General features: G+C 70.5%; 16 protein-coding genes. 8 read left to right on the top strand and 8 right to left on the bottom strand.

All coding sequences use genetic code 11. The annotated features are described in order from the left end of the window. Window positions 1–4 precede the first annotated feature (4 nt). On the top strand, window positions 5–742 hold the full coding sequence (locus AB0I59_RS01090) for a polysaccharide deacetylase family protein (protein ID WP_358128792.1): 738 nt from the start codon (window positions 5–7) through the stop codon (window positions 740–742). On the opposite strand, the gene AB0I59_RS01085 is transcribed toward AB0I59_RS01090, so the two are convergent. The 3 genes from AB0I59_RS01085 to AB0I59_RS01075 form a co-directional block, all read right to left on the bottom strand. Beyond that, window positions 693–1,898: an acyltransferase family protein gene (locus tag AB0I59_RS01085; RefSeq protein ID WP_358128789.1), complete on the bottom strand. Its 1,206-nt coding sequence runs from the start codon at window positions 1,896–1,898 to the stop codon at window positions 693–695. The two genes, AB0I59_RS01090 and AB0I59_RS01085, sit on opposite strands and share 50 nt — an antisense overlap. Before the next feature lie 167 nt (window positions 1,899–2,065). Further along, window positions 2,066–3,628 (bottom strand): glutamine-hydrolyzing GMP synthase, encoded by a 1,563-nt coding sequence (guaA, locus tag AB0I59_RS01080; RefSeq protein WP_061253275.1) that lies wholly within the window; start codon window positions 3,626–3,628, stop codon window positions 2,066–2,068. A gap of 133 nt (window positions 3,629–3,761) precedes the next feature. Beyond that, entirely contained in the window at window positions 3,762–4,820 is a 1,059-nt protein-coding gene (locus AB0I59_RS01075; RefSeq protein WP_358128786.1) for an alkene reductase, read from the bottom strand. Between the two features lie 107 nt (window positions 4,821–4,927). Between AB0I59_RS01075 and AB0I59_RS01070 the strand changes: the two genes are divergently transcribed. From AB0I59_RS01070 to AB0I59_RS01060, 3 genes are all read left to right on the top strand, one after another. Beyond that, window positions 4,928–5,425: a MarR family winged helix-turn-helix transcriptional regulator gene (locus AB0I59_RS01070; RefSeq protein ID WP_061253273.1), complete on the top strand. Its 498-nt coding sequence runs from the start codon at window positions 4,928–4,930 to the stop codon at window positions 5,423–5,425. Window positions 5,426–5,487: 62 nt separating this feature from the next. Then, on the top strand, window positions 5,488–5,808 hold the full coding sequence (locus tag AB0I59_RS01065) for an ArsR/SmtB family transcription factor (RefSeq protein WP_358128783.1): 321 nt from the start codon (window positions 5,488–5,490) through the stop codon (window positions 5,806–5,808). Continuing rightward, complete coding sequence (locus AB0I59_RS01060; RefSeq protein WP_061253271.1) at window positions 5,805–6,302, top strand: SRPBCC family protein; 498 nt, start codon at window positions 5,805–5,807, stop codon at window positions 6,300–6,302. The genes AB0I59_RS01065 and AB0I59_RS01060 overlap by 4 nt, the downstream gene beginning before the upstream one ends. Before the next feature lie 16 nt (window positions 6,303–6,318). Here the strand turns inward: AB0I59_RS01060 and AB0I59_RS01055 are convergent, their stop codons facing one another. Next, entirely contained in the window at window positions 6,319–7,986 is a 1,668-nt protein-coding gene (locus AB0I59_RS01055) for a GMC oxidoreductase (protein WP_358128780.1), read from the bottom strand. 44 nt (window positions 7,987–8,030) lie between these two features. Continuing rightward, window positions 8,031–9,554, bottom strand: a complete 1,524-nt coding sequence (locus tag AB0I59_RS01050; protein WP_358128778.1) for a succinic semialdehyde dehydrogenase — start codon at window positions 9,552–9,554, stop codon at window positions 8,031–8,033. A gap of 173 nt (window positions 9,555–9,727) precedes the next feature. Between AB0I59_RS01050 and AB0I59_RS01045 the strand changes: the two genes are divergently transcribed. Both AB0I59_RS01045 and AB0I59_RS01040 read left to right on the top strand, forming a co-directional pair. Then, on the top strand, window positions 9,728–11,938 hold the full coding sequence (locus AB0I59_RS01045; RefSeq protein WP_358128776.1) for a protein kinase domain-containing protein: 2,211 nt from the start codon (window positions 9,728–9,730) through the stop codon (window positions 11,936–11,938). Window positions 11,939–12,005: 67 nt separating this feature from the next. After that, window positions 12,006–14,153, top strand: coding sequence for a beta-propeller domain-containing protein (locus tag AB0I59_RS01040; RefSeq protein WP_358128774.1), 2,148 nt, complete (start codon window positions 12,006–12,008; stop codon window positions 14,151–14,153). A 54-nt stretch (window positions 14,154–14,207) separates the two neighbouring features. Here AB0I59_RS01040 and AB0I59_RS01035 read toward each other — a convergent pair whose 3' ends face one another. Continuing rightward, on the bottom strand, window positions 14,208–15,950 hold the full coding sequence (locus AB0I59_RS01035) for a glycerol-3-phosphate dehydrogenase/oxidase (protein WP_061253266.1): 1,743 nt from the start codon (window positions 15,948–15,950) through the stop codon (window positions 14,208–14,210). 435 nt (window positions 15,951–16,385) lie between these two features. On the opposite strand from AB0I59_RS01035, the gene AB0I59_RS01030 reads away from it, so the two are divergent. After that, entirely contained in the window at window positions 16,386–17,267 is an 882-nt protein-coding gene (locus AB0I59_RS01030) for an SIS domain-containing protein (RefSeq protein ID WP_358128771.1), read from the top strand. A gap of 85 nt (window positions 17,268–17,352) precedes the next feature. Next, window positions 17,353–18,489 carry an N-acetylglucosamine-6-phosphate deacetylase gene (gene nagA, locus AB0I59_RS01025; RefSeq protein ID WP_358128768.1) on the top strand — a complete coding sequence of 379 codons (1,137 nt, stop codon included), beginning with the start codon at window positions 17,353–17,355 and terminating at the stop codon, window positions 18,487–18,489. A gap of 134 nt (window positions 18,490–18,623) precedes the next feature. Here nagA and AB0I59_RS01020 read toward each other — a convergent pair whose 3' ends face one another. Together AB0I59_RS01020 and guaB are read right to left on the bottom strand one after the other, a co-directional pair. Next, window positions 18,624–19,742, bottom strand: coding sequence for a GuaB3 family IMP dehydrogenase-related protein (locus tag AB0I59_RS01020; protein ID WP_358128765.1), 1,119 nt, complete (start codon window positions 19,740–19,742; stop codon window positions 18,624–18,626). Window positions 19,743–19,836: 94 nt separating this feature from the next. After that, complete coding sequence (gene guaB, locus AB0I59_RS01015; protein WP_061253263.1) at window positions 19,837–21,318, bottom strand: IMP dehydrogenase; 1,482 nt, start codon at window positions 21,316–21,318, stop codon at window positions 19,837–19,839. Window positions 21,319–21,692 lie beyond the last annotated feature (374 nt).

Genomic DNA, 21,692 nt, shown 5'->3' with positions numbered 1-21,692 from the left:
CACCATGGCATTGCATCGTTTTGTCCCTCTAGCCGCCATTTGTGCGCTGGCCCTGTCCGCCTCCCTCGCCTCCCCCGCGCAGGCCCACCAGCAGCGGGCCGCCGAGCCGTACTGCGTGACGCACAAATGCATCGCGCTGACCTTCGACGACGGTCCGGCGGAGTACACGAACGACCTGTTGAAGGTCCTGAAGAAATACAAGGCGAAGGCGACGTTCTTCCTCATCGGCAACCGGGTGAAGAAGCACCCCAAGCTGACCAAGAACATCGCCACGGGCGGCCACGAGCTGGGCAACCACACCTGGGACCACAAGTACCTGACTGACCTCGAGTACAAGGCCATTTACGACGAGGTGAAGAAGACCCAGGACATCATCAAGAAGACGACCGGCAAGACACCGGTCCTCTTCCGCGCTCCCGGCGGGCTGACCAACGAGGGCGTGCGCACGATCACCGCGAAGTTCAAGCTGCTCCAGATCCCCGGAACGGTCTCCACGCAGGACTACATCAAGGACTACCGTGACGTCGAGTTCCTGACCGGCCGGGCGCTCGACATCGCGGACCAGGACGAGGTCATGCTGATGCACGAGACCGTCAAGCAGACCGTCGAGTCGCTGCCCGCGGTGCTGGAGGACCTGACCAGCCAGGGCTACTCGTTCGTGACGGTCTCCAAGCTACTCGAAGGCCAGGAGCTCATCCCGGGAGAGATCTACCCGGAGCAGCTTCCGCTGAGCGGCGACTGACACGCCTGCCGAGGCGCTGCGTCGGGGACTCCACGAAACGGTACGTCAGCCAGCTCAGGCCGAGCACCACCCCGACGTAGCCCACGGCCGTCGCCACCCGGACACCCTGCGACAGCAGGCGCAGGTCGTCCACGGCGGCGCCGAGCAGCCGCAGCAGCGGATGATGCAGCAGGTAGACCGAATAGCTGACCAGGCCGAGCCAGGTCAGCGCCCGCGGCAGTGAACGGCCGCGCAGCACCATCCCCACCGCGAACGTCGCCCCCGCGAGCGCCATCGTGGTGATCCACACGTCCGGTCGCACCCACCACCAGCCCGCCTGGATCGACCACACCGGGGCCACGGCCACCAGAGCCGCCGCGACGATCACCGGCGTCAGGCCGCCCGATCCGCGTTCCCACCGGTTGAGCGCCGTCCCGACGAACATGACCGCGAGGATCGCCGCGCCGAACCACGGGACGAAGCTGCCGAAGAGCATCAGGACGAGCGCCATCGCCCCGAGGGCGTACGCGGCGGCGGTCCGGAACCGGCCCGAGATCAGGCAAGTCACGCCGACGACGAAGGCGACGCCCGAGACGATCGCGGGCCACGGGCCGGGCAACAGCGGCGCGGACAGCACCAGACCGGCGCCGACCGCCACCAGCCCGAACACGACGGCGAGGACGCCGCTGCGCCGGTGCGCCCCGCGCACGAAGAGCGCGGTGACGACCAGGTAGAACACCATCTCGTACGACAGGGTCCACATCGGATCGGCCAGGCCGCCGGTATGGACGACGTCGAGCAGCATCGAGGCGTGGGCCGCCACCGCCGAGAGATCGCGCGGCACCTGCTCGCGGACCGGCACCCAGATCGCGGCCACCAGGACCAACGCGATCACCAGCAGATAGAGCGGGTAGAGCCGGAACAGCCGGCTGATCCAGAAGGCCCGGACGTCGCCCCGCCGCTCCAGCGACGACGGGATGATGTATCCGCTGACCAGGAAGAACACCAGCACGCCGTACATGCCGAGGTTGAACCAGTACGGCCGGAGGGCGGGCAGCAGCCAGGGCAGCATGTGCTCGGCCACCACGGCGAGCGCGCCGAGACCCCGCAGGGCGTCCAGCCAGGCCATGCGGCTGGAGACGGCCTGCGGGACGGCGAGAGCCGGGGTGGCGGTCACGCGCGCCAACCTACCGTCCCAATCGCCGCGAAATAGCCCTGATTCCCACTTCGCGGATGAATCCGGACTACTACCGCATCAGGTCACATCTCACGGAAGAGATTGATCTGCGCGACGATGAAATCACCAGGAGTGTCGCGTTGCTCTCATGTGGTGACGGCGCGGAGTCACTCCCACTCGATGGTGCCGGGGGGCTTGCTGGTGATGTCGACGGTGACGCGGTTGATCTCGCGGACCTCGTTGGTGATCCGGGTGGAGATCCGCCCGAGCACGTCGTACGGCACGCGCGCCCAGTCAGCGGTCATCGCGTCCTCCGAGGTGACCGGCCGGAGCACGATGGGGTGGCCGTACGTGCGGCCGTCGCCCTGGACGCCGACGGAACGGACGTCGGCGAGCAGCACGACCGGGCACTGCCAGATGTCGCGGTCGAGCCCGGCGCGGGTCAGCTCCTCACGGGCGATCGCGTCGGCCTCGCGCAGGATGTCGAGCCGCTCGCCGGTGACCTCGCCGATGATCCGGATGCCCAGCCCGGGACCGGGGAACGGCTGCCGCCACACCATCGCGGCGGGCAGGCCGAGCTCCTCTCCGGCCCGCCTGACCTCGTCCTTGAACAACGTCCGCAACGGCTCGACCAGGTCGAACCGCAGGTCGTCGGGGAGGCCGCCCACGTTGTGGTGGGACTTGATGTTGGCCGTACCGGTGCCGCCGCCGGACTCGACGACGTCGGGGTACAGCGTGCCCTGGACGAGGAAGTCGACCGGGCCGTCGGCGAGGATCGCCCGCTGCTCGTCCTCGAAGACCCGGATGAACTCGCGGCCGATGATCTTCCGCTTCTCCTCGGGGTCGACGACCCCGGTCAGCGCCTTGAGGAAGCGCTCCTGCGCGTCCACGACGCGCAACTTCACACCGGTCACGGCGACGAAGTCGCGCTCGACCTGCTCGGCCTCCCCCTTGCGCAGCAGCCCGTGGTCGACGAACACGCAGGTCAGCCGGTCACCGATGGCCCGCTGCACGATCGCGGCGGCGACCGCGGAGTCCACCCCGCCCGACAGGGCGCAGATGGCCCGGCCGTCGCCGACCTGCTCACGGACGGCGGCGACGGCGTCGTCGACGATGTTGAGCATGGTCCACGAGGGGCGGCAGCCCGCCGCGTCCAGGAAGTGCTTGAGAACGGCCTGGCCGTGCTCGGAGTGCAGCACCTCGGGGTGGAACTGCACCCCGTAGAAGCCGCGCTCGGGGTGCTCGAAGCCCGCGACCGGGGTGTCGGCGGTCGAGGCGGTCACCGCGAACCCCTCGGGCGCGGCCACCACCGAGTCGCCGTGCGACATCCAGACCTGCTGGACGCGCGGGAGGCCGGCGAAGAGCGCGCCTTCCTGGAGGACGTCGAGCGTGGTGCCGCCGAACTCGGCCGAGCCGGTCCTGGCGACCTCGCCGCCCAGCGCCCGGGCCATCGCCTGGAAGCCGTAGCAGATGCCGAAGGTCGGCACCCCGGTCTCGAACAACCCGTCCGGGACCGCCGGGGCGCCCTCGGCGTACACCGACGAGGGGCCGCCGGACAGGATGATCGCCTTCGGTTTCCTGGCCAGCATCTCGGAGACCGGCATCGTGCACGGCACGATCTCGGAGTAGACGTGGCACTCACGCACTCGCCGTGCGATCAGCTGCGCGTACTGCGCACCGAAGTCGACGACAAGAACCGTGTCGAACTCAGACACCGGAAGGACCCCCATAAGGCTGCGAGCGGTACGCCCAGTCTATCGGCGGCCTCCCGCCGCACCGCCCACGCGCCGTTCCCCCGCCGGCCGGTGATCCTCCCTGATGAGACGGGGTCTCCCGGTTCCCGTACGGGACGCCCCGGGGTTCCTACGCGGAGTGCACGGCCAGGGCGGGATAGTCGGTGTACCCGCGGTGGTCGCCGCCGAAGGCGGTGCCGAAGTCGGGCTCGTTGAGTGCGGCGCCGAACCGGAGCCGGATCGGCAGGTCGGGGTTGGCCAGGAACGCCGAGCCCATCGCGACCAGGTCGGCGCCCCGGCCGAGCCAGCGGGCGGCGGTCGCGGCGGGCTCGCCCGCCCCCGGGGCGTTGACGATGAGGGTGTTCGGCCACAGTTCGCGGATGCGCAGGTTGAGGTCGTCGTCGCCGGCCGCCACCAGGTGCAGGTAGGCCAGGTCCAGCTCGGCGAGCGCGGAGACCAGCGCCGGGTACACCTCGTTCGCGTCCTCCTCGACCAGGTCCTGAACGCCGCTGGCGGGCGAGATCCGGATGCCGACCCGGGACGCGCCGATCGCCTCCACGACCGCCTGGGCGGTCTCCACGGCGAACCTGATCCGGCCGTCCACGGACTTGCCGAAGCGGTCGTCGCGCAGGTTGGCGTTCTGCGAGAGGAACTGGTGGATGAGGTAGCCGTTGGCGCCGTGCAGCTCGACCCCGTCGAATCCGGCGTCCACGGCCCTGCGCGCGGCGTCCACGAAGTCCTGGACGGTCGCCTCCACCTCGGCGGTGGACAGCTCCACGGGCATCGGATAGTCCTGCGGGCCGCTCGGCGTGAAGATCTGCCCGGCGGGCCGTACGGCGGAGGGGGCGACGGGCAACGCGCCGGTGTTGTCGGGGTGACCCACCCGGCCGGAGTGCATGAGCTGGGCGAAGATCCGGCCGCCCGCCGCGTGGACGGCGTCCGTCACCTCGCGCCAGCCGGCCACCTGCTCGTCGGTGTGCAAGCCGGGCGTGTTCATGTATCCCTTGCCGGCCTGGCTCGGCTGGATCCCCTCGGTGATGATCAACCCGGCCGAGGCGCGCTGCGCGTAGTAGAGCGCGGTCAGGGAGGAGGGGATCCCGTCCACATAGGCACGCGAGCGCGTCATGGGAGCCATGGCGAGACGGTTGGGCAGCCGCAGGTCACCGAGTTCGAACGACGTGAAGAGCATGATGGGCTTCCTTTCTTGGTCAGCCAATTTGGTCGACCAAGCAATACTTCTACAACTTGGCCGACCAATATGCAAGCTGTAGGCTGATCGACAAGAGGAGGCCAGACATGGCGGAGCCGGTGATTGACGACGCGACCACCTGGGCGGGGTCGCGTGACGAGGATCTCGACGAGCTGAGCTGCCGGATGGCCAAGACGGCGCTGGGCCATCGGGTCCTACTCGCCGGGCTGCTGGCCGAGATCGACCTCTACCCTGGCCAGGACCGGGTGCTGATCGCCCTCTGGGACCACGGACCGCAGTCGCAGAACAAGCTGGCCGGCCTGCTCGGCATCGACGTCTCCACGATGACCAGGAGCCTGCAGCGCCTTGAGCGCAGCGGGTTCGTGAGCCGCGTGCCGTGCCCTTCCAACCGGCGCATCAGCATCGTGAGCACGACGCCGAGGGGCGACGCCCTGCGCCCCGAGGTCCGGCGCGTCATGGCGGAGGTCCACCGGCGCATGGTCCAGGGGCTGACCCCGGAGCAGGTGGCGACACTCTGCTCGCTGCTCGACGTCGTCCGGGACAACCTGTGCGGCGAGGACGCCTGCGGCACCTGCGTCGAGTGAGTCCGGGAGCACCGGCAGGCCCCATCATTGACATGTGACCTATTGGTCACATAACTTGAGTCGTGGCTGATGACGACTGCGTGTTCAAGGCGCTCGCCGACTCGACCCGCCGGTTCCTGCTCGACCTGCTCTTCGTGCGTGACGGCCGCACGCTCACCGAGCTGGAGTCCGAGTTGGAGATGAGTCGCTTCGGTGTCATGAAGCACCTGCGCGTGCTCGAAGACGCAGGCCTCGTGGTGACCCGCCGGTCGGGCCGGGAGAAGTTGCACTTCCTGAATCCCGTGCCGATCCGGCTGATCCATGACCGGTGGATCGACAAATACACCGAGTACCACGCGTCAGCGCTCACCGACCTCAAAGCCGAGCTGGAGGACCAGCAATGACCGGTACCCCGCTGCACACCCCCACCGTCCAGATCTACCGGATCTACATCAAGGCCACCCCCGAGGCGATCTGGGACGCGATCACCAGGCCGGAGTGGACCGAGAGGTACGGCTACCGGTCGCCCGCGACGTACGACCTGCGCCCCGGCGGCAGGTACCAGGCATTCGCCAGCGAGGAGATGAAGGCGATGGGCGCACCGGACGTCGCCGTCGAAGGGGAGGTCATCGAATCGGACCCGCCGCGCAGGCTCGTGCAGACCTGGCATCCGGTCTGGGACGTCGAGACCGCGGCCGAGCCGGTCACCCGCCTCACGTACGAGATCGAGGCGGGCGAGGCCGGTGTCACGAAGCTGACCGTCACCCACGACGTCACCGGCGCCTCCCACGTGGGCGCCATGGTCGCGGGCGACCTGCGTGGCGCCGGCGGCGGCTGGAGCGAACTGCTCAGCGACCTCAAGACCCTGCTGGAGACCGGAAAGCCGCTCGCGGGCTGACCCCGGGCGGGCGCCGCTAGGTGATGTCCACGACGGGCAGGCGCAGCGCTCCGGGCGCGGCGGCGGGGACGACCGGCCTGCGCGGCGCGACCGGCGCGAGCCGTACGTAGTCCGACCCGGGCGCGGGACGCGGGTCGGCGTCGCCCCTGTTCGGCCAGAACGCCATGGCGCGTTCGGCCTGCGCCGTGATCGTGAGCGAGGGGTTGACGCCCGGGTTGGCCGAGATCGCCGACCCGTCCACGACGTGCAGGCCGTCGTACCCGTAGAGCCGGTGGTAGGGGTCGATCACGCCGGTCTCCGGCGAGTCCCCGATCGCGCAGCCGCCGAGGAAGTGCGCGGTCGCGGGGATGTCGAACAGGTCGAGCCAGGAGCCTCCGGGCATGCCGCCGATCTCCTCGGCCGCGATGCGGACCGCCTCGTGCCCGGCCGGGATCCAGGTCGGGTTCGGCTCTCCGTGGCCCGGCCCTGCGCGCAGCCTGCCCCGCTTCAGCGAGAGCGTGATCGAGTTGTCCTTCGCCTGCATCACCAGGGCGATGACGGCCCGCTCCGACCATCCGCGGTTGTAGAACAGGCGCGGCAGGAGGTACGGCCGGCGCAGCGCCTGGCCGAGGAACCTCAGCCAGCGGGGGGTGCCGCCGCCGTCGATCAGGAGGGTGCGCAGCAGGGCCATCGCGTTGGAGCCGTCGCCGTACCGGACCGGCTCGATGTGCGTGTGCGGGTCGGGGTGGAACGAGGACGTGATCGCCACGCCGCGGTTGAGCTTGTCGCCTTTCGCGGAGAACCGCTCGAAGCCGAGCAGGGCCTCGGAGTTCGTCCTGGTCAGCGTCCCGAGCCTGGGGGAGATCCGGGGCAGCGGCCCCTTGCGGAGCCGGTGCAGCAGCCGCTGCGTGCCGTACGTCCCGGCGGCGAAGACGACCTGCCGGGCGGTGATCACGCGCCGCCCGCCGGGCGAGCCCGTCCTCCTGACGGAGACCTCGTAGCCGCCGTCGACCGGCCGCACGCCGGTGACCGTGGCCTCGGCGTGGACGACGGCGCCGGCCTTCTCGGCCAGGTAGAGATAGTTCTTGATCAGCATGTTCTTGGCGCCGTGGCGGCAGCCCGTCATGCACTCGCCGCACTCGGTGCAGCCGCTGCGGCGCGGGCCGGCCCCGCCGAAGTACGGATCCTCGGCCTCGACGCCGGGCGTGCCGAAGAACACACCCACGGGGGCGAGGTGGAAGGTGTCGCCGACGCCCATCTTCCCGGCCACGGTCCGCATCACCTCGTCGGCCCGGGTGACGGTCGGGTTGCGCACCACGCCCAGCATGCGCGCGGCCTGGTCGTAGTACGGCGCGAGCTCGGCCTTCCAGTCGGTGATGCCGCTCCACTGCGGGTCCTGGAAGAACGGGTCGAGCGGCTCGTACAACGTGTTCGCGTAGACCAGTGAGCCCCCGCCCACGCCCGCGCCGGCGAGGACCATCACGCCGTTCCTGCCGCCGAGCACGTGGATGCGCTGGATGCCCTTGAGCCCGAGCGCGGGCGCCCACAGGAAGTCACGCGCCCGCCACGAGGTCTTCGGGAGCGTGCTCTCGTCGAACCGGCGCCCCGCCTCCAGGACGGCGACGGAGTACCCCTTCTCGGTCAGCCGGAGCGCGGAGACGCTGCCGCCGAACCCGGAGCCGACGACGACGACGTCGTGGTCCATCACTCCTCCGTTCCCTGCCGCCCGCACAGGCGCGCGGCCGTCCGTCACTTCAGGTGAAGCTTCCGCATCGTCTTGAGCAGCCCGGCCAGGGTGTCGGCGTACTTGTCGTACGCCATGCCGAGCACGGGGTCGAAGCCGAGCCAGGACGCCTGGCTGGCGACGGTCTGGGACTCGGTGTACTTCAGCAGGCCCTCGGCTCCGTGCCTGCGGCCGAGGCCGGAGGACTTCATGCCGCCCATCGGGGCGTCGTAGGAGGCGTAGGCGGCGCCGTACCCCTCGTTGAGGTTGACGGTGCCCGCCTTGATCCGGGAGGCGAGGGCGCGGCCCCGCGTGAGGTCACGCGTCCAGATCGAGGCGTTCAGGCCGTAGACGGTGTCGTTGGCCTTGGCGACGACCTCGTCCTCGGTGTGGAACCGGTAGAGCGCGACGACCGGGCCGAACGTCTCGTTGCCGCACAGGTCCATCTCGTCGGTGACGCCCGACAGGACGGTCGGCTCGTAGAACAGCGGTCCGATGTCGGGCCGCGCCTTGCCGCCCGTGAGCACCGACGCGCCCTTCTCGACGGCGTCCGCGACGTGCGCCGTCACAGCGTCGAGCTGGCGCTGGAAGGTGAGCGACCCCATCTGCACGGACCATTCGAGACCGGATCCGATCTTCATGTTCCTGGTCGCCCGGACGAACCGGTCGGTGAACGCGTCGTAGATCGAGTCGTGCACGTAGAGCCGCTCGATCGAGATGCAGAGCTGGCCGGCGTTGGTGAAGCAGGCCCTGAGCGCGCCGTGAGCGGCCCGGTCGAGGTCGGCGTCCTCCAGCACGATCATGGGGTTCTTGCCGCCGAGTTCGAGTGAGGCGCCGATGAGCCGCTTGGCGGCCTCCTCGGCGATCTTCCTGCCGCCGCGGGTCGAGCCGGTGAAGGCGACGTAGTCCGCGCCGTCGATCAGCGGGTCGCCGATCTCCGCGGGGTCGCCCGTCACGACCTGCCAGATCTCCCGGGGCATCCCGAGCTCCACGAGGAGGTCGATCGTCCACAGCGTCGAGAGCGCGGTCTGGGTGTCGGGCTTGTGCACCACGGTGTTGCCCGCGATCAGCGCCGGGACCACGTCGGTGACGCCCAGGGAGAGCGGGTAGTTCCAGGGGCTGATCAGCGCGACCGTACCCTTCGGATGCCGCAGCTCGACTGCCTGGGTGGCGATGGGGAAGATCCCTTTGCGCCGCTTGGGGGCGAGCAGCTTCGGCGCCTGCCGTACGTAGTGGAGCGCGCATCCGGCGACGTCGAGGACCTCCTCGAACGCGTGCCGCCTGGCCTTGCCCGTCTCCATCTGGACGATGTCGAGGATCTCCTCGCGGCGGTTGAGTATCGCGTCGTGCAGCCGGAGGAAGGGCTTCACCCGCTCCGCGACAGGCTGCGACGCCCACGCGTCCTGGGCCGCCCTGGCCGTGGCGTACGCCCTGCGGACGTCCTCGGCCGTCGAGACGGGGAGCTCGATGAGGGTCTCACCGGTGAACGGGGCGGGGACCGCCACGGTCTTCCCCTCCGAGGTGACGTGCCGGACAATGCGCTCAAGCATCAGGGGGTCCATGCCCGAAGGATATTCACGAGCCCATCTCATGGCTACTGGCCGGTAGGCAACCATCGGGACACGAGGGTTCCAGCGGTTCCGATTACCCGCCAGAATCCAGATATGCCAGGAAATGCCGAGTTTCGCGGGACAACCACGCCGTCGCGGAAGACCGCCGACTGATGGCGGCTCCCGACGTGGCCCCGCTGCGGCCGGGCGATCCGCCCCGCCTGGGCGCCTACGACCTCGGCGGACGGCTGGGCGAGGGCGGCCAGGGAGTGGTCTATCTCGGCACCGGCCCCTCCGGCGAGCAGGTCGCGATCAAGTGGCTCCGGTCCGACCTCGCGGGCGATCCCACCATGCGGGAGCGCTTCCTGCGCGAGGCGATCTCCGCCAAGCGCGTGGCGCCGTTCTGCACCGCCCAGGTCATGGACACCGGCGTCGAGGAGGAACGCCCCTACATCGTCAGCGAGTACATCGAGGGGCCCTCGCTCCAGCAGCGCGTGCAGTCCTCCGGACCCATCGCGGGCCCGGCCCTGCACCGTCTCGCGGTCGGTACGGCCACCGCGCTCGCGGCCATCCACCAGGCCGGGGTCGTCCACCGCGACCTGAAACCGGCGAACGTCATCATGGGCCCCGACGGCCCCCGGGTGATCGACTTCGGCATCGCGCGGGCGGTGGGCGCCTCGCACACGCTCACCTCCCAGCCGGTCGGCACCCCGTCGTACATGTCGCCCGAGCAGATCATGGGCCATCCGGCCGGGCCACCCGCCGACCTGTTCGCGTGGGGCTGCACGATCGTCAGCGCCGCCACCGGGCGGGCCCCGTTCGGCAACGACACGATGCCCGCCGTGATCAACCGCATCCTCAACGCGCCGCCCGACCTGGGGAACCTCGCGGCGCCGCTGCGCGACGTGGTGGCCGCGTGCCTGTCCAAGGATCCGCACACCCGGCCCTCCGCCGAGCAGGTGCTGCTCCGCCTGCTGCAGCACTCCGCGCCCGGCCCGGCCATCCTGAGCGAGGCCGCCGCGGTGGCCGCCCCGGAAGGACCGGCGCCCGCCGCGGGCGGACCCACGACGCCCCCCGGAGTACCCGTACCGCCGCCGCCCCAGCCGTACCCGACGGACCCCGGGGCCTATCCGTACGCGCAGCGGCCCTATCCCCCGCCGCCCTACGGCGCCTCGCCCTACCCTCCGTCGCCCTATCCCCCGCCGCCCTACGGCGCCTCGCCCACCGTCGCCCCCCACCCGGCGGCGCCGTACCCGACGGTGCCCGGCGGGCAGGGAGAGAAGCGGTCCGGGGGCAGGGCCGGATTGGCGGCGGTCGCCGTGGTGGCCGCGCTGGCCGTCGTCGCCGTGGTGGGCTGGCTCGCGCTGCGGCCCGGCGACACGAGCGGCCCGACCGTCCCGATCGCGGAGAGGACGAGCGAGGGCGTGCCCTCTCCGTCGCCGTCGCCGTCGCCCAGCCCGACGCCTTCCGCCGTGCCCACCACCGGCCTGACCACCACCAAGCTGCCGGGCGTGCGGGCCACGCTCTACGAGCACCCCACCGACCCGATGACGCTGATCTACTACGAGGTCGAGGACACCGCCAAGAACACCTGGATCAACTACCCCAGGAACTCGCGTACCGGCTCGTTCACCAAGAGCACGAAGTACTGGCAGCAGTCGATCTCCCCCGACGGGACGCTCTCCGCCGGGCGGAACAAGAACTACACCGACGACGACTTCCACGGCATCGACATCGTCACCAGGGCCACCGGCAAGGTCCGCACGGTCAAGACCGTGAAGAGCCCGCTGACCTACGAGTACGCCGAATGGACGAGGGACGGCGGCCGCCTGCTGCTCAGCATCAGGAACCCGGGCGGCAGCACCTGGACCACCAAGGGGTTCGTCGTCATCGACATCGCGACCGGCAAGGCGCGGGTGAAGCAGATCAACGATCCGGCGATCAAGGAGGGCCGGTTCTACTGGAGCGGCGACGAGACCATGGTCGCCACGTACTTCCAGAGCGGCAAGAAGTCCGGGGTCCGCTTCTACGACCTCGACGGCGAGATCGTCAGGACGCTCGACCACGTCGGCACGCCGTACAACACGTCCTCCGGGCTGTTCTCACCGTCGGGCGAGTCGATCGTCACCGACTGCCCGGACGCGACGAGCAAGGTCTGCGTGTGGGACGCCACCTCCGGAACCGAGACGACCAGGTTCGGTTCCGACTGCTCCAAGGTGCTCGGCTGGTGGGACACGGCGCACGTGTTCTGCTGGACCACGCCCAGCTCCGGCAAGGCGAGCGTGATCGTCGTCGACCTCGACGGGGCCACCGTGCGGACGCTGCTGGACACCAGCCAGGCGGATCTCCTCGGTCCTTTCTACGTACGTGCCGGGACCGGCTGATCGTCACCGCCGCGAGAGGGGCGGGAGGGCGCTGAACCTCCGCCGGAGGTGATCCGTCGTAGGTGGCATGAGGACAACGATTCGTACGGCGGGGGCCGTCGCGCTCGCCGGGCTGCTCGCCGCGGCGTGTTCCGGAGGCCGTGCGGCGTCCGCTCCCGCCGCCGTCGACCTGAGCGGCAAGGTCCGCCTGGTCTCCTATACGAGCTGCGACGACATGCTGGCCGGGCTGCGGCAGGCGACGCTGAAGAACGTCAGCGAGTGGGGCCTCGGCAACGCCGTTCCGTTCATGGCCAGGGACACCGCGCTGGGCAAGCAGGCGGTGCCGGAGCAGGCGCACTCCACCACGAACGTGCAGGAGGCCGGGGTCGACGAGCCCGACCTGGTCAAGACCGACGGCAAGCGTGTGATCACCGTCAGCCGCGGCGTGCTGCGGGTGGTCGACGCCGCGACCCGCGAGGTCACCGGTCGACTCCGGCTCCTCAAGGAGGAGGACAGCTGGGCCCCGGCGGACCTGCTGGTCTCCGGGGACCGCGCGCTCGTGCTGGTCCAGAGCGGCGGCATCATCCCGTTCGGCGCGATGGCCAAGATCAGGCCGGGAGCCGAGGGACCGAGGTACATGCTCGTCGATCTTTCCGGCCCTCCGAAGCTGATCGGCACGCTCAGCGCACGCGGCTCGCACATCGACGCCCGCCAGGTCGGCTCCACCGTACGGATCGTCGTCAGGTCCCAGCCCGAGATCGCGTTCCCGCAGCAGAAGCCGGACGCGACCGTCGCGCAGATGATCGACGCCAACCGCGAGGCCGTGCGCACCGCCCCCATCGACGCCTGGCTGCCGCGCTTCGAGATCACTTCCGGGGGCGAGAGCCGTACGGACCGGGTGAAGTGCGAGCACGTCAGCCACCCGGTGGAGTTCACCGGCACGTCGATGCTGACCGTGTTCACCGTGGACCTCGGCGGATCGCTCGGCGCGGTCCCGCCGATCAGCGTGGCGGCCGACGGCGACACCGTGTACGGCACGGGCGACAGCCTCTACGTGACCAGCAACCCCAACTGGTGGTTCCGTCCGATGCCGGTCGACGACGTCGCCGAACAGCCGGCGACCGGTGAACCGACGCCGACGGCTGAACCGGCGTCGACGGGTGAACCGGCCGCCCCCGCGGCCGGCCCTTCGGGTACGGCCGTCGCCCCCCAGGTGGAGCCGAGCACGGCACCCGCCGAGGAGGTCACACCCACGCCGCCCACCATGGTCGAGCCGGCCGAGAGCCCCACGGAGACTCCCACCGGGACGGTCGCCCCCAAGAACGAGCCGAGCGGATCCCCCACGGAAACCCCCACACCCACCGCGCCTCCGGAGCAGACCGAGGTGCACCGGTTCGACATCACCGGTACGGGAATGCCGCGCTATGTCAGCTCCGGCGTCGTGCCCGGACGGCTGCTGAACCAGTACTCGCTGTCGGAACACGCGGGCCATCTGCGGGTGGCGACCACCTCCAACGCCGAGGTCTTCGGCGGCGCCGCGGACAAGAGTTCGAGCGGGCTCTACGTGCTCAAGGCCGACACGCTGGCCAGGGTGGGCGCGGTGACCGGCCTCGGAAAGGGCGAGCGGATCTACTCCGTGCGTTTCATCGGCGAGGTCGGCTACGTCGTCACCTTCCGCCAGGTGGACCCCCTCTACACGCTCGACCTGCGCGACCCGGCGGCGCCCAAGGTCACCGGCGAGCTGAAGATCTCGGGGTACTCGTCGTACCTGCACCCGGCGGGCGACGGACGGCTGCTCGGCGTCGGCCAGGAGGCGAGCGATCAGGGCCGGGTCCTCGGCACCCAGATCTCGCTGTTCGACGTCGCCGATCCCGCGAACCCGCGGCTGCTCTCCCGGTTCCACCAGCGGAACTCGGGCTCCGACGCCGAGTGGGATCCCCACGCGTTCCTCTACTGGCCGCGGACCGGGCTGGCGATGCTGCCGCTGCAGAACTACAACACCGACTGGCGGAAGGGCAGCTCCGCGCTGGTGCTCAAGGTCGGGGACGGCGCGATCGCGAAGACCGGCACGATCAGGCACCCGGGCATCACGGGCAAGGACGACGTCGCCGCGGTGAACCCCGGCATCCGCCGCTGTGTCGTCATCGGGGACAGCGTCTGGACGGTCTCCGAGCTCGGTCTCAAGGTGAGCGACGCCGCCACGCTCGCCGACCAGGCGTGGATCCCGTTCACCTGACGGCCACGACCGTTTCGTGGATCTCCGCCGCGGCGAAGATCCACGGAACACGACCTACGCCGGACGGCCCTCCGGGACGGCGACCGGCACGATCTCCGGGGCGCCGAGCCTGATGGCGTCGGCCTCCCGGTCGGTGTCCTGCTCCTGGGAGTCCCTCTCGGCCTGGACCCGTTTGGTGTAGTACTCGACCTCACGCCTGACATGGTCGGCGTCCCAGCCGAGCGGGTCGGCCATGAGTTCGGCCACCTCCTGTGCGACGGCGACGCCCCGGTGGAAGGTCTCGATCGAGATGCGGGTGCGCCGGGTCAGCACGTCGTTGAGATGCCGGGCGCCCTCATGCGTGGCCGCGTAGACGACCTCCGCGCGGAGGTGGTCGTCCGCCCCGGCGAGCGGCCGCGCGAGCGACGGGTCGCGCTCGATGAGCACCAGCACCTCGTCGATCAGCGAGCCGTACCGCTGGAGCAGGTGCTCGATCCGCGCGACGTGCAGGCCGGAGGACTGGGCCAGGCGGTGCCGGGAGTTCCACAGCGCCTGGTAGCCCTCCGCGCCCACGAGCGGCACCTGGTCGGTGCAGGACTGCGGGACACGCTGGTCCAGGCCGTGGGCGACGGCGTCCACCGCGTCACTCGCCATGACGCGGTACGTCGTGAACTTCCCTCCGGCGATCATGACGAGTCCGGGCACGGGATGGGTGACGACGTGCTCGCGCGACAGTTGAGAGGTCTGCTCGGACTCCCCCGCGAGCAACGGGCGCAGCCCGGCGTAGACGCCCTCGACGTCGTCCCGGGACAGCGGCACCGCCAGCACCTCGTTGACGTGGTCGAGCACGTAGTCGATGTCCGCGCGCGAGGCGGCCGGGTGCGCCTTGTCCAGGGTCCACTCGGTGTCGGTCGTCCCGATGATCCAGTGCCGGCCCCACGGGATCACGAACAGCACCGACTTCTCGGTGCGCAGGATGATCCCGGTGAGCGAGTGGATCCGGTCGCGGGGAACCAGGAGGTGCACGCCCTTGGACGCCCTGACATGGATCTGGCCGCGCCCGCCGACGAGTTCCTGGATGTCGTCGGTCCACACGCCGGTGGCGTTGACCACCTGCCGGGCGCGCACGTCGAACTCGGCCCCGGTCTCCAGGTCGCGTACCCGCACGCCGGTGACGCGCTCCCCTTCGCGCAGGAAGCCGACGACCTGGCTGCGCGACGCCACGTACGCCCCGTAGGTCGCGGCGGTGCGCAGCAGGGTCATCACGTAGCGGGCGTCGTCCACCTGGGCGTCCCAGTACTGCACCGCGCCGGTGAAGGCCGACTTGCGCAACGACGGCGCGACCCGCAGCGCCCGCCTCCGGGACAGGTGGCGGTGACCCGGCACGCCGCGGGTGATGCCGAACGAGAGCCCCAGTGTGTCGTACAGCAGCAGCCCGGCCCCGATGTACGGCCGTTCCCACCCCGTGTGCGTCAGCGGGAACAGGAAAGGGATGGGCCTGACAAGGTGCGGGGCGATCCGCTGGAGCAGCAGCCCGCGCTCCCGCAGCGCCTCCCTGACCAGGTCGAAGTTGAGCTGTTCGAGATATCGCAGTCCACCGTGGATGAGCTTCGACGAGCGCGACGAGGTGCCGGAGGCGAAGTCACGCGCCTCCAGCAGCCCCACCGACAACCCGCGGGTCGCGGCGTCCAGCGCGACGCCCGCGCCCACCACTCCGCCTCCGACCACGACGACGTCGAGTTCCTGTGCCGCCATCTGGGCCAGTGCGCCCGCACGCTCGGCCGGGCCGAGCCGCGCTGCGCCTGTTCGCGCCGTCATAGGGCTCCTCTTGAGGTACGGCAGTCGCCTTACGTTATGGGAGTTCTACCCCGTTTTGTCCGGCAAAACTACTCGCGAGTAGCCCAGCCTGCGCCCCTCGCTGTGCCTGATTGCCGCGCCTCCGGCACGGCGGGCTCGGCGCGCCCTCGAGACGGCGGCTTTCCTCGTCGCTCGGGACTCGTCCCTCGCCCACTCGCTCCTCCTCAAACCACCGCCGCGCCCCTCTGTGTCTATTGCCGCGCCTCCGGCACGGCGGGCTCGGGGCGCCCTCGAGACGGCGGCTTTCCTCGTCGCTCGGGACTCGTCCCTCGCCCACTCGCTCCTCGTCAAACCACCGCCGCGCCCCTCGCTGTCTATTGGCACCCGGAGTTACTCTGCACAATTTTGCGCGTTTCTGCTATAGATGATGCAGAAACACTCAAAGAGGAGCATGCTTTGACCACTCACACCGAGGCGGAGATCGCGTCCCAGCCCGACTGCTGGCGCAGGGCGATCGAGCTGGCCTCCGAGGCCGGTACGGCACTGCCGCGCGAAGGCGAGCGAGTCGCCGTCGTCGGATGCGGCACCTCGTGGTTCGTCGCCCAGGCGTACGCCGTACTGCGCGAGCGGGCCGGCCACGGCGAGACCGACGCCTTCGCCGCCTCGGAGATGCCCACCGGCCGCGGCTACGACCGGATCCTCGCGCTGACCCGCTCCGGGACCACCACCGAGGTGCTCGACCTGCTCCGCGACACCACGACGGCGACCAGCGCGATCACCGCCGACCCCGCGACGCCCGTCATGTCTCTTGCCGATGAGGTCGTGGTGCTGGACTTCGCCGACGAGCGGTCCGTCGTCCAGACCCGCTTCGCCACCACGCAGCTCGCCCTGCTCCGCGCCCACCTCGGGGAGGACCTCACCCGGGCCGTCGCCGACGCCGAGGAGGCCGTCGCCGAGCCGGTGGCGGCCGAGCTGGTCGACGCCGAGCAGTTCACCTTCCTCGGCCGGGGGTGGACCTGCGGCCTGGCCACCGAGGCCGCGCTGAAGATGCGCGAGGCCGCCCGCTCCTGGACCGAGAGCTATCCGGCGATGGAGTACCGCCACGGCCCGATCAGCATCGCGGGCCCGGGCCGGATCACCTGGATGCTCGGGCAGGACGTCCCCCAGGGCCTCGCCGACCAGGTCGCGGCGACCGGCGGCGTCTTCCTCTCCACCCACAGGGACGCCATGGCCGAGCTCGTGAAGATCCAGCGTGTCGCCGTCGAGAGGGCCAGGGCCCGCGGCCTCGACCCGGACGAGCCGCTGCACCTCACCCGCTCGGTGATCCTCGACTCGTGAGCCGCGCCCGGTCGCGGCAGGATGGACCCATGAACGAGGACTCCGGGAACCGATCACCGCGGCCGCAGCGGGCGAGGAGGGCGGCATGAGCATCACCCTTTCCGACGCCCGCGTCGTCACTCTCGACGGCGAGCACGACGGATGGCTCACCATCGAGGACGGCCGCATCACCCACATCGGCCACGGCCCCGCGCCGGGGAACGGCCACAGCCTGGGCGGCCGCCTGATCGTCCCGGGCTTCGTCGACATCCACAACCACGGCGGGGCCGGCGGCTCGTTCCCCGACGGCGACCCCGGCACCGCCGCCGAGGTCGCGGCGTTCCACCTGGGCAAGGGGACGACCACCATGGTCGCCAGCCTCGTCACCGCTCCGCCCGACCGGCTCGCCCGCACGGCGTCCGCGCTGGCCGACCTCTGCGAGCAGGGCCTCCTCGCCGGCATCCACTTCGAGGGTCCGTACATCTCCAAGAGCAGGTGCGGCGCGCACGACCCGACGTTGCTGCGCGAGCCGTCACGCGAGGAGTTCCACCACCTGCTCAAGGCGGGCAGGGGACACGTCCGGATGCTGACGATCGCCGCCGAGCTGCCGCACGCGCTCGACGTCATCAGGGACGCCGCGGCCGAGGGCGTGATCGCCGCCCTCGGGCACAGCGAGGCCGACTACGACCAGACGATCGCGGGCATCGAGGCGGGCGCCAGCGTGGCGACCCACCTCTACAACGCGATGCCGCAGCTCGGCCACCGCAGCCCCGGCCCCATCGCCGCCCTGCTGCAGGACGACCGGGTCACGGTGGAGCTCATCAACGACGGCGTCCACGTGCATCCGGCGATGCTGGGGCTGGCCATGCGGGTCGCCGGCGCGGGCCGTACGGCGCTGATCACCGACGCGATGGCGGCGGCGGGGATGGGCGACGGGCGATACCCGCTCGGCCCGATGACCGTCGACGTGAAGGACGGGGTGGCGCGCATCACCGACGGCGGCTCCATCGCGGGCAGCACGCTCACCATGGACGTCGCGTTCAAGCGGACGGTCGAGCTGGTCGGCATGGCGCCCGCCGAGGTGGCCAGGATGGCGTCCCTCACCCCCGCGCGCGTCCTCGGTCTCGACCACGAGATCGGTTCGATCACCGTCGGCAAGTACGCCGACCTGGTGGTGCTCGGCGACACGCTGGAGGTCGAGGGCGTCATGCGCCGCGGCGCCTGGGTGCACCGCCCGGCCTGAGGCACCGGCCCCCCGGACAGACCAGCCGGTGTTCTGCCCCGGAGAACGAAAGCGGGCCCCTCTGATCGAGGGGCCCGCGGATCGTCAGCGTGCCTGGTCCGGAGCGGAGCGGGTCGGCGCCGGGGCGGAGCGGGTCAGCGCTGGGGCGGCGCGACGACGACCTCGACGCGCTGGAACTCCTTCAGGTCGGAGTAACCCGCGGTCGCCATCGTGCGCTTGAGCGCGCCCATGAGGTTCATGGAGCCGTCGGCGAGCGACGAGGGGCCGTGCAGGATCTCCTGCAGCGTCCCGATGGTGCCGAACTCGACGCGCCTGCCGCGCGGCAGCTCGGGGTGGTGCGCCTCGGAGCCCCAGTGGAAGCCACGGCCGGGCGCCTCCGTCGCGCGGGCGAGCGGCGAGCCCACCATGACCGCGTCGGCGCCGCAGGCGATGGCCTTGGCGATGTCACCGGAGCCGCCCATGCCGCCGTCGGCGATCACATGCACGTACCGTCCGCCCGACTCGTCCATGTAGTCGCGGCGGGCGGCGGCCACGTCCGAGATCGCGGTGGCCATCGGCACGACCACGCCGAGCACGTTCCGCGTGGTGTGCGAGGCGCCGCCGCCGAAGCCGACGAGCACGCCCGCGGCACCGGTCCGCATGAGGTGCAGCGCCGCGGTGTAGGTGGCGCAACCGCCCACGATCACCGGGACGTCCAGCTCGTAGATGAACTGCTTGAGGTTCAACGGCTCGGCCCGGCCGGACACGTGCTCGGCCGAGACCGTCGTCCCGCGAATCACGAAGATGTCCACGCCGGCGTCGATCACGGCCTTGTGGTGCCGCACCGTCTTCTGCGGCGAGAGCCGTACCGCGGTGGTGACGCCCGCGGCGCGGATCTCCTCGATGCGGCGGCCGATCAGCTCGTCGTCGATCGGCGCCGTGTAGATCTCCTGCAGCCGCCGGGTGGCCGCGTCCCGGTCGAGGGTCGCCACCTCTTCGAGCAGCGGCGTCGGGTCCTCGTACCGCGTCCACAGCCCTTCGAGGTCCAGTACGGCGAGGCCACCAAGCCGCCCGATCTGGATCGCCGTCTTCGGGGACACGACGCTGTCCATGGGGCTGACCACCACGGGCAGGTCGAACCGGTAGGCGTCGATCTGCCAGGAGATCGAGACCTCCTCGGGGTCGCGGGTACGCCGGGACGGCACGATGCCGATCTCGTCCAACGCGTACGCGCGCCGCCCGCTCTTGCCGCGCCCGATCTCCACCTGAGTCATATCGTCCTACTCTTTCCCATCCATACGTGTACGGCTCCCGCCGAGCGGCGGCAGCCGTACCGGCGTCACGGTGGCTCGCCGTCCGTGACAGAACTTATCGGCGGTGGTAGTTGGGCGCCTCGACGGTCATCTGGATGTCGTGCGGGTGGCTCTCCTTCAGACCCGCCGCCGTGATCGGCATGAGCTGCGCCTTCTCGTGCATCTCGGGGATCGTGCGCGAGCCGGTGTACCACATGCCCTGGCGCAGCCCGCCGACGAGCTGGTGGGCGACCGCCGCGACCGGGCCGCGATAGGGAACCTGCCCCTCGATGCCCTCGGGGATGTACTTGTCCTCGCCGCTCACGTCGGCCTGGGCGTACCGGTCCTTGCTGAAGGACGTGCCGCCGCGCTCGCGGTTGCGCACCGCGCCGAGCGAGCCCATGCCGCGGTACGACTTGAACTGCTTGCCGTTGATGAAGATCAGCTCACCGGGCGACTCCTCGCAGCCGGCGAGCAGCGAGCCCAGCATGACGGTGTCCGCGCCGACGGCCAGCGCCTTGGCGATGTCCCCGGAGTACTGCAGGCCGCCGTCGCCGATGACCGGGACGCCCGCGGGCGCGCAGGCGAGTGACGCCTCGTAGATGGCGGTGAGCTGCGGCGCGCCCACGCCCGCGACCACGCGGGTGGTGCAGATCGAGCCGGGGCCCACACCCACCTTCACCGCGTCGGCACCGGCGTCGATGAGCATCTGAGCCCCCGCGCGGGTGGAGATGTTGCCGCCTATGACATCGACGGTGCTGTTGGCCTTCATCTTCGCGATCATGTCGGCGAGGCCCTTGGAGTGGCCGTGGGCGACATCCACGATGATCACATCGACACCCGCCTCGACGAGCGCCTTGGCGCGCCGTTCGGCCTCGTCGCCGACACCGATCGCGGCGCCCACGACCAACCGGCCGTTGGCATCCTTGGTGGCCAGCGGGTACTGCTCGCTCTTGGTGAAGTCCTTGACCGTCATGAGGCCCTGCAGCCGGCCGGCCTCGTCGACCAGGGGCAGCTTCTCGACCTTGTTCTTGCGCAGCAGCCGGAACGCCTCGTCACGCGACACCCCGACGGGAGCGGTGACCAGCGGCATCCGCGTCATCACCTCGCGGACCGGCCGGTTCTGGTCGGCCTCGAACCGCATGTCACGGTTGGTCACGATGCCCACCAGGACGCCGTCGGCGTCGGTGACCGGTACGCCGGAGATGCGATAGGTGGCGCAGAGCCGTTCGACGTCGGCGAGGGTGTCATCGGGGGTGCAGGTCACCGGGTTGGTGACCATTCCCGCCTCCGAGCGTTTCACCAGGTCGGCCTGCGTCGCCTGATCCTCGATCGACAAGTTGCGGTGCAGGATGCCGATCCCACCCTGGCGGGCCATCGCCACCGCCATCCGCGCCTCGGTCACCGTGTCCATCGCCGCGGAGACCAGCGGAATGCGCAGCGTGACGTTGCGGGACAGACGGGTCGTCGTATCAGCCTCACCGGGCTGTAGATCCGAATACGCCGGGACCAACAGCACGTCGTCGAACGTGTATCCCTGTGCGGTGAACTTGGCCATCCGTGACCCCTCCTTCGCCTCGGCGGAGCCCTCGCCAGCCCCCGCAGCAAGTGTAGTGGCCCCGTTCAAACCTCCTTGTCAAGGCATGAGGTGCAAAAAGAAGTGGGGGGACCGGCTGACCGGTCCCCCCACCATCGGCAACAATCGCGATCCCGCGACCCGAGCCCCCCTCCGCGCCCGGTGACGCCGGATCGCGGTAACTTGCCGACGCTGTGTTAAGACTGCGTCACAATCCGTTGATGTGCAATGTCTCACCCTGCAACTGCACAAAGCTGCACCCGCGTTCCGGCGAATGCCTGAAGTTCCGGACAGGCCAGGACCGCGGGGATATCCTCGCCACGCGGCGCCCCGGAGCAGTTTCCCGCGTGACCCGC

Origin of the sequence: Microtetraspora glauca (assembly GCF_040656155.1) — a bacterium.
In the GTDB taxonomy this organism is placed as follows: Bacteria; Actinomycetota; Actinomycetes; order Streptosporangiales; family Streptosporangiaceae; genus Microtetraspora; species Microtetraspora glauca.
Note: the sequence above shows the minus strand (reverse complement) of the source record. Positions and strands in the feature narration are given on the sequence as shown.

What these genes read in the sequence shown, in the direction of transcription:
- AB0I59_RS01035 (WP_061253266.1), bottom strand. Translation starts at nt 15,950, where the DNA reads ATGACGGCGCGAACAGGCGCAGCGCGGCTCGGCCCGGCCGAGCGTGCG.
- AB0I59_RS01090 (WP_358128792.1), top strand. Translation starts at nt 5, where the DNA reads ATGGCATTGCATCGTTTTGTCCCTCTAGCCGCCATTTGTGCGCTGGCC.
- AB0I59_RS01040 (WP_358128774.1), top strand. Translation starts at nt 12,006, where the DNA reads ATGAGGACAACGATTCGTACGGCGGGGGCCGTCGCGCTCGCCGGGCTG.
- AB0I59_RS01070 (WP_061253273.1), top strand. Translation starts at nt 4,928, where the DNA reads ATGGCGGAGCCGGTGATTGACGACGCGACCACCTGGGCGGGGTCGCGT.
- AB0I59_RS01045 (WP_358128776.1), top strand. Translation starts at nt 9,728, where the DNA reads ATGGCGGCTCCCGACGTGGCCCCGCTGCGGCCGGGCGATCCGCCCCGC.
- guaA (WP_061253275.1), bottom strand. Translation starts at nt 3,628, where the DNA reads ATGGGGGTCCTTCCGGTGTCTGAGTTCGACACGGTTCTTGTCGTCGAC.
- AB0I59_RS01075 (WP_358128786.1), bottom strand. Translation starts at nt 4,820, where the DNA reads ATGCTCTTCACGTCGTTCGAACTCGGTGACCTGCGGCTGCCCAACCGT.
- nagA (WP_358128768.1), top strand. Translation starts at nt 17,353, where the DNA reads ATGAGCATCACCCTTTCCGACGCCCGCGTCGTCACTCTCGACGGCGAG.
- AB0I59_RS01060 (WP_061253271.1), top strand. Translation starts at nt 5,805, where the DNA reads ATGACCGGTACCCCGCTGCACACCCCCACCGTCCAGATCTACCGGATC.
- AB0I59_RS01055 (WP_358128780.1), bottom strand. Translation starts at nt 7,986, where the DNA reads ATGGACCACGACGTCGTCGTCGTCGGCTCCGGGTTCGGCGGCAGCGTC.
- AB0I59_RS01050 (WP_358128778.1), bottom strand. Translation starts at nt 9,554, where the DNA reads ATGCTTGAGCGCATTGTCCGGCACGTCACCTCGGAGGGGAAGACCGTG.
- AB0I59_RS01020 (WP_358128765.1), bottom strand. Translation starts at nt 19,742, where the DNA reads ATGACTCAGGTGGAGATCGGGCGCGGCAAGAGCGGGCGGCGCGCGTAC.
- guaB (WP_061253263.1), bottom strand. Translation starts at nt 21,318, where the DNA reads ATGGCCAAGTTCACCGCACAGGGATACACGTTCGACGACGTGCTGTTG.